Source organism: Clostridium beijerinckii (genome assembly GCF_008705175.1).
GTDB lineage: Bacteria > Bacillota > Clostridia > Clostridiales > Clostridiaceae > Clostridium > Clostridium beijerinckii.
In genome coordinates, this window is the sequence record NZ_CP043998.1 from 3,722,200 (window position 1) to 3,736,437 (window position 14,238).

Annotated in this window: 12 protein-coding genes; all 12 read right to left on the minus strand. The window is 28.1% G+C overall.

Features of this window, described 5'->3' with window-relative positions:
- Positions 1-232 precede the first annotated feature (232 nt).
- Positions 233-493, minus strand: a complete 261-nt coding sequence (locus F3K33_RS16655) for a hypothetical protein (RefSeq protein ID WP_017211070.1) — start codon at positions 491-493, stop codon at positions 233-235.
- Positions 494-966: 473 nt separating this feature from the next.
- Positions 967-1,122: a hypothetical protein gene (locus F3K33_RS26455; RefSeq protein WP_167514420.1), complete on the minus strand. Its 156-nt coding sequence runs from the start codon at positions 1,120-1,122 to the stop codon at positions 967-969.
- 218 nt (positions 1,123-1,340) lie between these two features.
- Positions 1,341-2,738, minus strand: coding sequence for a prolyl oligopeptidase family serine peptidase (locus F3K33_RS16660; RefSeq protein WP_039769443.1), 1,398 nt, complete (start codon positions 2,736-2,738; stop codon positions 1,341-1,343).
- Between the two features lie 441 nt (positions 2,739-3,179).
- Entirely contained in the window at positions 3,180-3,389 is a 210-nt protein-coding gene (locus F3K33_RS16665) for an alpha/beta-type small acid-soluble spore protein (RefSeq protein ID WP_012059455.1), read from the minus strand.
- A gap of 196 nt (positions 3,390-3,585) precedes the next feature.
- Complete coding sequence (locus F3K33_RS16670; RefSeq protein WP_039769446.1) at positions 3,586-4,992, minus strand: amino acid permease; 1,407 nt, start codon at positions 4,990-4,992, stop codon at positions 3,586-3,588.
- A gap of 479 nt (positions 4,993-5,471) precedes the next feature.
- Positions 5,472-6,107 (minus strand): class II aldolase/adducin family protein, encoded by a 636-nt coding sequence (locus F3K33_RS16675; protein ID WP_023976985.1) that lies wholly within the window; start codon positions 6,105-6,107, stop codon positions 5,472-5,474.
- Between the two features lie 30 nt (positions 6,108-6,137).
- Entirely contained in the window at positions 6,138-7,685 is a 1,548-nt protein-coding gene (locus F3K33_RS16680; protein WP_012059458.1) for an acyl CoA:acetate/3-ketoacid CoA transferase, read from the minus strand.
- A gap of 597 nt (positions 7,686-8,282) precedes the next feature.
- A complete protein-coding gene (locus F3K33_RS16685) occupies positions 8,283-9,173 on the minus strand; it encodes a cation diffusion facilitator family transporter (RefSeq protein ID WP_039769447.1) in 891 nt (296 codons plus the stop codon).
- Positions 9,174-9,837: 664 nt separating this feature from the next.
- A complete protein-coding gene (locus F3K33_RS16690; RefSeq protein WP_039769450.1) occupies positions 9,838-10,335 on the minus strand; it encodes a DUF3850 domain-containing protein in 498 nt (165 codons plus the stop codon).
- A gap of 390 nt (positions 10,336-10,725) precedes the next feature.
- Positions 10,726-11,547: an NAD(+) diphosphatase gene (gene nudC / locus F3K33_RS16695; protein ID WP_039769453.1), complete on the minus strand. Its 822-nt coding sequence runs from the start codon at positions 11,545-11,547 to the stop codon at positions 10,726-10,728.
- 255 nt (positions 11,548-11,802) lie between these two features.
- Positions 11,803-12,246 (minus strand): hypothetical protein, encoded by a 444-nt coding sequence (locus F3K33_RS16700; protein ID WP_039769456.1) that lies wholly within the window; start codon positions 12,244-12,246, stop codon positions 11,803-11,805.
- Positions 12,247-12,899: 653 nt separating this feature from the next.
- The gene (gene fliB / locus F3K33_RS16705) at positions 12,900-14,042 is read right to left on the minus strand and encodes a flagellin lysine-N-methylase (protein ID WP_039769457.1); all 1,143 of its coding nucleotides are present in this window, start codon (positions 14,040-14,042) and stop codon (positions 12,900-12,902) included.
- Between the last annotated feature and the right edge of the window lie 196 nt (positions 14,043-14,238).

Genomic DNA, 14,238 nt, shown 5'->3' on the forward strand with positions numbered 1-14,238 from the left:
TCATTCATCACTTTAATACCTCTTAAAATATATATGTTTAAAAATATATTATGAATGCCATTTTTACAATCCATCTAAGTTTTAATCTAAGTAATACCTTATTATATTAAAGTTATTTATTTAAAGAAGAGGCAATGTAATATAAATCTCAAATAAAAATAGAGATAATATTTTACTAAGCACAGAAATATTATCCCTACTTTCAACTAAACTAATTTTATTGTGATTTATTTTATAATATACACTCAATGCTCGTTATCTTTGCATTTCCCGTAAGCGGCTTATAAATCATCACTTTCGAAATACCTTGTCCATTATGCGCTGCAACCTTTGACTTACATATAAAACAATAATTTGTTCCATTTACGCTCTGAGTAGCTAAGATTTTAGGTTCATACTCAACACCAATTAATTCACTTAATGCTGTCTTAAGCACATTTATATCATCATCTGTTATGTTATTGTGAACTTTCCATCCTCTTGATATCTTCATAGAATTCTCCTCTCATTTATATCCCCTTAAATTTTAGAAAACGATTATATAACATTCGATTTACTATAGCATATTCATATTATCTGAATTTTTTAACTAATTTCCAAAAGAAAATTTAGAAGTGCAGCAAATTTGCTTTAAAAAATAAAATATAGAAAATCAATTGTAATATGCATTGGTGATTATAGATATCCGACTTCAAATCTAGATTTATGTGGTGATAGAACTAAATAATAAAAAGAAGTGTTCCAAATATATGAAACACTTCTCTTTAACTATAGATAAACCAATTATAATCCTAGTATTTATATTATGAAATATATTCCAACCAGAAATAAGAATTATGCTTTTGTAACCACAAGGGTCATAATATGAAATGTTTCATTAGAAACTGAAACAACAGCATAATCCCTATTTCGGCGAGCTATATGGATGTTCAGGTCTTAGTCGGGATATCTATAATAAGACACTCTCTAACGCTGTAAATTTACTTTTCTCATAACATCTTTCATAGTTTGAGCTCCATATTTATTAATAAGATCTTTAACTATTGCTCTATGAAATTCCTTTATAGTTTTTTCCTTCAATTCATTATCACAAATAGAATTGTAATCAATTTGATTATTCATATTTTTCTCTCCTTTTGACTTATATTCATAATGTGCATAATAAATAATATTTTATACATACTTTATTTAAAAATATCTAATGAAGACTATGAAATACACTTTGAAGTTAAAAGTAGGGCTTTAATAGCTATTGTATATAAGAATCTCTTTTCTAAAATATAAACTGCTTTCAAAGCATACCTTTTTTTCATTTCTCCTGTGCATGCGCTTACTAAATGTTAGTTTTGCGATATAGTAATAGTCTGAGATACCGTAATAGGTCTCATTCCTGTTTGAGATTTAGTTTCTTTATTTAATTGCTGGTCAGAGAGCCATTCCATAAGCGTTGTTACTTTTCCATTTATTATTGATGAACATTGGTTATTATATACGTATATCCATGACCAGTGCCCATTATATTCATATGGTGTGTTATCTGCCTTCTTGTATAAACCTGTAGTATCAATTACATTATCAAAAAATGAAAAATGAACATTTGTATCACCGGCTTGCACTAAACGATCATAAGTTGGGACTACATAATCAGCTGGAGGTACTGTTGTATCTGTTTTAGCTGCTGTAAACCAAATTGGCACTTTCTTAAACGCTTCAATATCTTTATCAGTAATCAATGTATCCTTTAGCGCCTCACAAGTTGGGAAGGCTGCTGCAAAATAATCAGCATAATCACGTATCATAAGCATTGTCATATAGCCACCATTAGAATCTCCGCCTATATAAATTCTATTTGTGTCAATATTACTATTCTTTGATACGTAATCTTTGATTAATGACATAAGAGCTTTTTCATACTTTGAGCTTCCATCTCCAAAACCATTAAATCCATCCATCCAAAAAGTTGGTGCCTGAGGAACTAAAATATATGCACCGTTAAAATATACTTGTATGTCTTTTGATGCAAAATTTACAGCTTTATTCCCTGATATAGGTAAAAGTCCATCTGTCCCTCCTTCACCAATACCATGTAACCAAATAATTAATGGTTTTTTACTATAATCATTTTCTGGTGTATAGCTTACATATTTTATAGTAATGTTATCATAAGTTGCACTTCCGATTTTGAAATCATCAACAAGCTTTTTAGTTCCACCCGCAAATTTATTTATAACTAAGCCAGAAATTTTGCCTGAATCCGTAACGATATCATTATTTTGTTTAATTGTAAAATCACAATTAACCCATCCATTAAGATTCGTAGTTAAATCATAGTTAATTGGCGAAGTTAAAGATACATCAGGTCCAACTTCCAATTCAAGTGTTACATATTTCCCTTTAAATTGGACATTTCCATCATTATCAGAAACATAAGCTTTTATGATTTTACACTCTCCTTCTGCCTCCCCTAAAATCGGACTCTCTATCCTATTTTCAGTTCTTATTACACGTATCTTAAAAGTTTCGTTGGTTATTGAATCCTTTGATACTGTTGCACCTAAATAAATGATTATTTTTGTAATTGCTGGACCCCAATCAAATGTTTCTGTAACAGTTCTATAAGATTCTTCATTTATTTGCTTACTTGTAGCGGAAACATCAACAGTAGAAGAAGTAGACATATTAGCTCCGATAGTACATAATATTATAGTTTTTAAATATTTCCTAATCATATTTTTCATTGTTTTCCTCCTATATTTAGAATATAGATTATAAGACTTTCCTATCCTCAATCACTATGAATTATATATTAGAATATAAAAACCCCAATTAATCAAAAGAGACTAGGTAATATCTCTTCTCATTAATTAAGGTTTCGCTGATCTAGTAAGTAACAATAACAATATCTTGTAATCGTTTCTTCACATGTTTATATTAGCTTCTTTGCTATTAAATGTCAATAATTTTGTTATTATTTTTATCCCAAAAAATGATAGACAACTGTGAAGCTGACGATTTTTTAACCTCATTCTTTTTAAGTACACGTAAAAAAATCTCACAAAAGAATGAAAAAGCTGGTAGAACAAATAATTTAATATTAAATGCTCTACCAGCCTTACTTAACCGCAAATTGAGATTTACAGTTTTTTAAAGAAAACTTTTTCTACGTTCTTAGTTCTTAATTACTTTAAACCTTGTTCGTAACTTTCGATCATGTGTTTAACCATGTATCCACCAACGCTTCCGTTTTGTCTTGAAGAAAGGTTTCCTTTATCTTGATTTTCATAGTCTTGTAATCCAATTTCTGAAGCAACCTCAGTTTTTAATCTGTTTAACCCTTGTTTTGCTTCTGGTATTAATGTTCTGTTTCTTCCACTATTGTTTGAAGACATATATATCTACCTCCCTTAAATTAATATAAATTTTGCTTGGCAGTAATATATTAACCATTATGATGAATTATAACCTATAAAAATATTAACAAAAGTAGCATCATAAATTATAATTAGAAAAAACTTTCAATATCTTGTACTAAAATTCATAAAAAAAGTAGCAATCTATGATTACTACTTTTTTATGTATTATAAATTATACAGCCTTGTCTGAATTTTCTTGATTGCTTTCATTTTGAAGTGCACTATGCTTTCTTCCGTAAACAAAATACACTATTAAACCTATAGCAAGCCATACTAAAAATCCAATCCAAGTTATTAATTTTAATCCGCATAATAAAATTATACAGCATATTATTGATATTAATGGAGTAAATGGTACTCCTGGAGTTTTAAAGATTCTTTTGAAATCTGGCATAGTTTTTCTAAGTACTATGACTGCAACAGATACAGAAATGAAACTTAATAATGTTCCTGTACTTAAAAATTCTACTATAATATCTAATGGTAAGAATCCTGCTATTACTGCTGCTATACTTCCAGTTATTATAGTTGAAATATGAGGAGTTTTATGTGTTGGATGTACTTTTGAAAATAATTTTGGTAAAAGTCCATCTCTTGACATAACCATAAATACTCTAACTTGGCCATAAAGTACAACCATCATAGTAGAAACCATTCCAAGTATAGCTCCAGTTCCGACTAATGCTGCTCCCCAGTTTATACCAACTCTAGCTAAAGCTCCTGGTACTGCATTTTCTGAAATTATTTCATTATAAGGTACCATTCCAGTAAGCACAACTGCAACTGAAACATAAAGCAAAGTAACTGCTATTAAACAAATTATAAGTCCAAGTGGAATGTCTTTTTTAGGATTTTCAGCTTCTTCTGCTGCTGTAGATATTGCATCAAATCCTATAAACGAGAAGAATATAGTAGCTGTTGCTGCAAAAATCCCCTTAAATCCAAATGGTACAAAAGGTTGATAGTTAGATGGATTTATATGTGATACTCCAAGAACTATAAATACAATAATTATAGTTATCTTTATTCCTACAATTAAATTGTTAACTCTAGCGCTTTCCTTCATACCGTAATATAATATGTAAGTTATTATTGCAATTATTAATACAGCTGGTAAATCCACTATTCCACCTTTACTTGGTGACGTTATCAAAGCTTGTGGAAGTGTTACACCCACTGATTTTAATATTCCAATAAAGGTTCCTGACCAACCTGATGCAACCGCACTACATGCAACTAAATATTCTGCAGTAAGGCACCATCCAATTATCATAGCTACTATTTCACCAAATACTATGTATGAATAAGAATATGTACTTCCCGCAACTGGAAACATAGTTGAAAGTTCACAATAACACAATGCACAAAGGCCAGCTACTATACCTGCTAAAATAAATGAAATAATTACAGCTGGTCCAGCTAAATGTGCTCCTGTCCCTGTGGCAACAAAAATACCTACCCCTACTACTGCTCCAATACCAAAGGCAGCTATGTCTTTTGCTTTAAGATTTTTCTTTAAAGCTGACTTTTGCGCGCCTTCTAGCATTTTATCTAACGATTTTTTCTTAAAAATATTCATATAGGTCCTCCTATTTACTTAATCCATTCGTCAAAAATCTCTTAATAACTATATACCTCTATATAACATATTAAATATTTATCTAGAAATTTTAAAAGTACAACAAATCAATTAATATATTATCATATTTTTATAATATTAGGCAAGACATTAACACATTAATAATTTATATATTTTTTAATTTTTCTCTTAAAAAACCAATACTTTTTAACATAATATTATGCAAAGTCCTAATATAAGGAAGAAAATCATAGGTTAACGACGAAAACCCAACAAAAAATTACTGCATTATTTTTAATCTATGTTTCTAAATAAATTTAAACCTATAATATCCATCATTATTTTAAACAAATATAAGAATAATATTAGTAATAAATGAAGAAATTTATTAAAAAATGCCGAACTTATATCTCTTATCATTACTTTAAAACGATAAGAGGCATAAGCTCGGCACTTTATAATAAGATTATTGTAAAATTTTATTGAGCTATAAGATAAGCCATCAATTCTTCTCTTGTAAATCTTTTAGGTTCTTTAAATTGATTTAAAGTTAACGCTCTATAATAAACTTCGGCTACTTTTTCAACATATCTTCCTTTAGATAATACATCTTCTATATCTTTACTAACAACAATTACTCCGTTACTTTCTAATAAACAAGCATCACTTGTGCTCAATCTTTCTACTAAGTCTTTTGCTGGATCATTAGTTTTTGCTTTTTCATAATTAGCTAAATATATATAACCTCCGTAGTTTGCCGCATCATAAGTTACTGGAGGAATTACTTTATTAGCTACCGCAAAAGTAGTCGCATAAACTGGGTGAATATGCATAAAAGCTTTTATATCTTTTCGAGCCTTATATATATCAAGATGCATTTGCATATCACTATTTGGCTCAATTCCATCCATTGTTTCAACTTTATTTCCATTTAAATCTACAACACAAACATGTTCTTTACATAAATCCTCTATTTTAATTTTTGATGGTGTTATAATTACATAACCAGAACTTTCGTCTTTAATACTAAAACTTCCTATTTTTTCTATGCATAAGTTATATTTTTCTGCGTCTTTAGCAATTTTTATAAGTTTGATTTTTAAGTTTTCTAACATACTTACACTCTCCTTCACCATAACACTCACTTAATTTAATCCCATCACTTTATCTTCAAATATTCTAGCATCCATTAATTTAAGATCTTTATCTACTATTGGTGCAAAATCCATTGCAGCTAATATATCTTTTTCAAGATTTACTCCAGGTGCAATTTCAGTTAAATGTAATCCATCTTCTTTTAACTCAAATACAGCTCTTTCTGTTATATACATAACAGGTTGCTTTAACTTCGTTGCACGATTTCCACTAAAAGTAATCTGCTGAACAGAGTCTACAAATTTTTTATTTGATCCATCATTTATAATTTTTAATTTCCCATCTTCTATTTTTATGTCTAATCCTTTAGCTGTAAAAGTTCCACAGAAGACTACTTTCTTCGAGCTTTGAGTAATGTTAATAAATCCACCACAGCCTGGCACCTTTGGTCCAAATTTACTTACATTTATATTTCCCTGCTTGTCTACTTCTGCAAGACCTAAGAATGCTATATCCAATCCGCCTCCATCGTAGAAATCAAATTGTGTTGGTTGATCATACATACATTCTGGGTTTATTGATGCTCCAAATTTATTACCGCCTTGAGGAATTCCCCCTATAGCTCCTGGTTCTACAGTTAACGTAAAGTAATCACATATTCCTTCTTCATTAGCAACATTTGAAATTGCTTCTGGCATTCCAATCCCGATATTCACAACTTGTCCTTTTACTAATTCCATTGCAGCTCTTCTTCCGATAATTTTTCTTTCATCTAATTTTAAAGGTGCTAATCCATCGACCACCATATTTGCCTCTCCAGTTAATGAAGGGTCATAATTGTATCCTAATATTTGAGCTTGATCTTCTTTATCTTCTGCTTCAACTATATAGTCAACATATATTCTAGGTATCTTCACAGCTCTTGGATCCAATGTTCCAAATTTAACAATCTTCTCAACCTGAACTACTACAGTTCCTCCGCAATTTTTAACTGCTTGAGCTATACATGCAGCCTCAGAATAAGTAGCTTCATGATCCATTGTAATATTTCCTTTTTCATCTGCATATGTTCCTCTAATAAAAGCAATATCTATCTTTGGACATTTATATATTAAATTTTCTTCACCTAATATATCTATTACTTGTACTATATCATCCTTAGTTATTGAATTTGCTTTTCCTCCCTCTACTCTAGGATCTACAAAAGTGTTTAATCCAACTTTAGTTATAGTGCCAGTCCTATTACTTGCTTTATCTCTAAACATATGACACATAACTCCTTGCGGTAAATTATATGCATATGTTTTATTATCTCTAATTAATGCGCCTATCTTAGGTGCTAAGCCAAAATGTCCTCCTATAACTCTACCTGTTAGCCCTTCATGTGCTAAGTGATTTAATCCTTTACTTCCTCTATCACCTGATGCTGCTGCAAACATTAATGTTAGATTTTTAGGGCTATTTTCTTCTAAAAATCTTTCTTCCAATCTTTTGATTAATGATTCTGGAACTCCTAGTAATGCGAAACCTGATGTTGCTAAAACATTATTGTCTTTTACCAAATCTGCTGCTTCTTTAGAATTAATTATTTTTACCATAAATATCATCTCCTGAAAAATATAATAGCCTTTGTTATTTTTTTATCAATTCCTCTTACCTTTATTTTAATAGCTTGTCTATTTTTTGTCAATCTAATTTTCTGACAATTCAGAATTATTTTTTAATCCATTATTATTCAAAAATCTATTTTTTATTGTTAATGTATTGATATCGCTAACATTTCTATATTTCTCCCACATTTTTCAAAAAAATTTAAAATATAAAATTAAATCAAAATATTTATTATCTGATTATACTTACATTTTATGAAAGCAATCACATATTGGTTAATATATATTGATATTTTTTTAACTATTTTTCAATTTATTATTGATTACCAAATAACAACATTATATTTCACATATCGCTTTAACATATATGTTGCAATTCAAAATGCATAATTACGTCTAAAATTCTTGCAATATATGTTCTCCAATAAAACCATTTAACATTTAAATTTTCCCTCTTTAATACAGCAATAACTCCTCTGATTGTCTTAAAATCAAAGGAGTTACTACTATATTATAAAATATAAAACTTATATTGTTTTCTCTTTTGTTATATTATGACTTATAATCAGCAATATATGTTATATATTAAGTTGCTCTATTATTCATATTTTCTCTATATGGCTCTAAATGAACAATTACATCGGCATTATTATTAAATTCCTTTCTTAACGCATCTTGAATTTCATGAGTTAATTTATGTGACTCTTCAAGACTCATTCTTGAATCTGCTAAAACATGCATATCTATATGCATATCTTCAATAGTTCCACGACTTCTTATTTTATGAACACCTTTTACACTTTTCTGGGACATTGTAATTTCTTTTATTGTCCCAGCTTCTACTGCAATACTATCAACTAAAATATCGCTAGCAGCTCTGAATATTTCATAGGCAGAATGAAATATAAAGATAGCAACTACAACAGAAGCAAAACTATCTATAAGTGGCGATACTCCCAATTTTATTGCGCTAACAGCTATAATTACACCGATGGTTACAAATACATCACTTTTTGTATGCATTGAATCAGAAATTAGAATTGTACTCTTTAACTCTAGTCCCCTCTTATATTCATACTTTGTAATAAATATATTAATGCATAGTGTAACAAGCATTACAATTAGACTGATCGTTGTAATTTCTGGTCTAACTGGATGCATAAATTTATTAATCCCATCGATTATAATCTTTCCACCTATAAAAACTAACATTCCAACAATAAATAATCCTGTAAGTGTTTCATATTTCTTATGTCCATAAGGATGCTCTTCGTCAATAGGCTTGGCTGCTATTCCTACCCCAATAAGTCCAATAATATTAGATGATCCATCTGTTATTGAATGAAATCCATCCGCCACTATACTCGAACTATTTGCCAAAGTACCAATTACTATTTTTATAAAAGCTATTATTATATTTGCAAACATAATAATCCAAAGCACTCTTTTTATTTCTTTAAAATTGTTTTTCTCCAAAATTACACCTACTTTTAATTAATAAAATTTAAGTAACCATAATAAATTGGTTGATGAATTCAACTATAGATGACTAATATATTATTATTTTTTCTTTATGTTACTTCTAAAAAAGTTTATTCTACATCCTGCTTCATCAATTATTTTAATAATAGTTTGCTCATTAATTATCAATTGGTAATATATTTTATACTTCTATAGTATGTTATTGTTTTATATATGTTAATATATCTAAAAATATATCAAGTACTTATTATTATCAGTTGAAAATAAATTCTAATTGATATCTCATATATTCCACGATCTATTAGCTCAAATATTATATAAAAAGAAATACAGACAACAAAAAGGACTCAGAAGCCCATCTTCCGAATCCTCCATTTTAAATTAATATATTGCAAAAATAATCCTTCATCATAATTCTAAAAAATATTACAAGAATTTTAACGCAATTGTGAAATGTGCATTGTGAATTTCAACATATATATACCAATTATCGAAAATCTTTATTTCCAATACATCTAATTATTCACATTCATGCCAGCTTGTACAAAAATATAAGATTACTTTAAAAAGCTATTGCAAATAGTATATTGGTATTAATTGAAAAAAGCATTTTGTTAAGCATTCTATAGAATTATATTTATATAATTAGCTATCTCTTTTATACTTTGTGTGGTAATTCACTTCTAATTTTTTCTAGGTGCTTTGGATAATCCTGAATTACAATATCAGCTTTTATTCCAATCTTCTCTAATGCCCCCAATGAAGATTGTACTTTATCCCAGAATTCTTCTACTGCTCTATTGACATGATTTTTAACCACTGCAGTCTCAAACTCATTATTTTCCTTTTCAACTTTTCTCAACTGATTCATTAAAGTTATTTCATCAGAATCTATATTTTTTAATTCTACACATAATGTATTTTTTAATCCAAGTATACAAAGATCATCACTTAATCCATCTTCGCCTTTACTAGAAACATATGAAATTTCTTTAATAATTTTTCTTCCCGTATATCCGATTGAGTCTTCATATTCTTCAAATACAAGAATGTCTCTAACACTAAACTCCCTATTGTATTCTACTAATTCAAAAGTTTTACTTCCATCTCTTATCACTTTATAGTTATTAGGCGTTATTTTTAGCTCATGTATCATTTAAATCATCTTCTTTCTATAGTGTATTATATTTTAAAATTTTAGACTTAAATAAATTGAGTATTTGCTCTATATAACTATTGTGTCAAAAAATACTTCTACTATTCTTAATAAAAGCTTTTAAATTATGTAATCTCCGATTAATATATAAATAATCCACCGAAAGTAGAAACATTATTATTTCGCAGGACTATGAAAATTTCGCTGAAAGTACTAAATTGCAGGTTGCATCACTAATGCTTGCTCCCATTTTCATTGTGACAAGCATTAGTGGAACAACCTGCTGCTTAGAACCTTCAGCGATATTTTCATAGCTTTTCGGAATCAAAATATTTATGATTTCGGTAAGTTATCACATAAGTCTAGTTTTTATAGATATGTTCTAATTCATTACTTAATTTTTTCTATAAATTCATCTATTAATTTTCTTGCCAAAGTAAACTTTTTAGGTATATTAGGGAAGCTTTCTTGTGAGAACCATTGCGCATCAACTATCTCTTTTCCATCAACATTTATTTCTCCTGATTCATATTCTGCAAAAAATCCAACCATTAATGAGTTAGGAAATGACCAAGAAGAACTTTTATAATATTTAATATTCTTAACCTTTATTCCAACTTCTTCAAAAACTTCTCTTTTGACTGTACTCTCTAAATCTTCTCCAGCCTCTACAAATCCTGCAATCAAACTATACATATCATTTTTAAATCCTCCATTATGGGCAAGAAGAATTTCATCTCCTTTTATTACAGCAACTATTATAGCAGGACATATTACAGGATACATTACGTTATTGCAGCTCGGACAAACTTTAGCCATTTCATCAATTTTTTCTTCTGTTCTAGATCCACATTTCCCGCAAAATTTATGTGTTTTATCCCAATTTAATATTTGGTTAGCTCTTCCTGCTGCTAAAAATAATTCTTCTTCTAATATCGGTCCTATTTCATATAATGATATTAACTCAAAATTATTTTCCAATTTAATTCCTGAAGAAACTTCTATTGCAAAGCAAAACTTATCTTCAATTTTTCCAAGAAGGAACTCTTTTTCATATTTAGCACCTAATCTCATAATTTCGTCAAAAACAGGAATACTTAATAATTCCCCATTTCTCTTCACTAATAAACTGCCTTTAAATATCAAAAAACACAAATCCTCAGGCCTACTTTTTTTCGTTATATTAGATAATATATTAAAATTATTCTCCATCTTAAATTAATTCCTTTCAAAACACTTTACCATTTAAAACTGATACCTAATGTAAAGTAATAATAAATAATCTTTATTATAACATTTAATTTAAATTAAGGTAAGCATATACATTTAACCTAAATTAACTAAAAATAACTTATGTATCGAATAATTCAATAAAATTCGCCTTATTAAACATACAAAGAGGAGCATTTTGTATAACCCCTCTTAATAAATAAACTATTATTTTATATAATAACCCTTGGCCTTATATTAGTGTTTTTTACAGCAGTGATGTTTATGATGAGATTTACGACATTTGAAGCAGCATTTATTCTTTTTCATATACTCTATAAGTTGACGTTTTGCTCTTTCATAACCATCTCTACAGCCTTTTTTATACCCTTCGTACTTTCCTTTTTCAAAACCTTCTTTGAAAACTTTTTCCATCATCTTTGGGATATAATCTTCATCTTTATCAAAGTCACACTCTTCTCTTCCGCCTAAATCCCAATCTTCTCTTTCAGCAAATTCACATTCTTCTTTTTGATCATATTCACATTCTTCTTTTTGATCATATTCATAATCGTCTTTTTCTTCAAATTCGCATTCTTCTTTTCCAAAGAAATCAAACTCATCCTCTAGGTCATCAAAATCAAAGTCAAGCTCATTTTCAAAATAATAATCGTATTCTTCTTTATTATCTTTGTAATCCATTTTTTTCTCTCCTTTGTAATTTCCATAAAATTGTTTGATTTATAGAAGCTCTATTTATATAGCTTTTAATTTATCAATTATGCTATTAGAAATCTGATAATATTTTTTACCAGAACTTTGTTAAAATTAGCAATCACTTAGTACTATATTATGCTGCTTTATAATATTTGCTATTAATTACTAAAGAAATATTCCAATATATCTAAGCTTTAACCTGAATAATAAAACTATAAAAGTTATTTAAAAAACGTATATTTTTCTGTACTTTGTTAATAATATTATTGAAAACATAATAACCCGACCTAAATTTAAAATAGAGATAGTATTTTAGAATTCACTAATACTATCTCTATTTTGTATTTTAAATTTATTTATAATAACTATCTATATGTGCTACAGTTGGATTCCTACATTGATTATTTTAATTGAGTACTTAACTTACTATAATTTTGAATGTGAGTTTATCATTACAACATATGTATTTAATGTATAAAATTTTTATATAATAATTTTAAAATATATGTATATTTCCTTACTACCCTGTCAATAATTCTAAAGGAAAGCATTATTACTCAACCACACTTAAAATAGAGATAGTATTTTTTAATTAATAATACTATCTCTATTATATTCCTATAAATTAGCTTCTAATTCTACCTTTCCAGCAATTCCTTAAACACCTTATTGTGCTCTATGTCCTTGCTTAGAGATTGAATAACTCTTATAATCTGCTGTTCATTTATCTTTTCTTTGGAATTCATAGCAATTCCTATTATATAAGCTTTTATTATTTTATAGGTATTAATAAGAACTTTAATACTTTCTAAAAACTCTTCTCCTTTATTAAAAGGAATTAAGTCTTTAAAAATCTGATTTACTAAGTAATTCTCTAAAATGTATGAATACTCATCTATCTCATCAAAATATCTAGGATTTTCTTCTAGATACGTGCGTAAATCATTTTTATTAAAAATCCCATCTTTGTATTCATTAACACATTGCTTAAGCCTTATCCCTCTTATATTTTCAAGTAAATCATCCTTAGCAATATCCATATAAAAATCATTATTTTCCTTGAAATTCATTCCTTTTAACGACTCATAATCTATGTATTCATTGTTAAAATCATCTAATAACTTCTCTATTCCATCAAAATCATTTAATTTATATGAACTCTGAATTTTCCAGTAAAAATTCTTAAGAATATTTAACCGTTCCTCTATCGAATATTCTCTCAATTGAATAATATTTATAGATATCACCCTTATGTCCCAGAAATATTGAAAAAGACTTTCAGTTCCTTCAAAAGCTTCACTATCTATAATTCTTCTTATCTCAATATCATTCTCATTTATTTCTTCTTCGTTCTCTATAAACTCCATCTTATCTTTATCCAAAAACGCTTTTGTACATATTTCAATACAAGAAGGTAATCCACTCTTTTCGTAAATATTATCGACAATATTAAATACTCTAGGATAACTTTTACAAGTTATACAAAGATTCTTTTCCCCAAATCCACCATGTATATCACAAAGCATATTACAATTTAAGAAAGGACATCTATTACCGTCTTTTAGTGCCATGAAACCATTATTAAAAAAATCGTGTTCAGCTTCATTAAAAAAAAACTTTCCTTCCAATAATTCTTTAAGTTCACCAGTGCTATTAGTGTAATTATTATAAGTATCTTCATCTATATTTATATCCCACCCTGCACAACAAGTATCAATGCAACTTGAGTTTATGCATTTAAATTTTTCCATATATTTAGGTAAAAAAACGTTTATTTTCATTTACTAGCTCCAATCTTCTTACGTCCTTAAGAGTAATTTATCATATTCCAATATAGACTTATTTATATATTTCACTTTATTTAGAGATATAATTCCAATAAGTTTATATAATAATATTATTACTATTTCAATTTCATTATATCATACTTAATCTCGCAAAAATGTACATGATAGATGAAATACTGCAATGAAATAT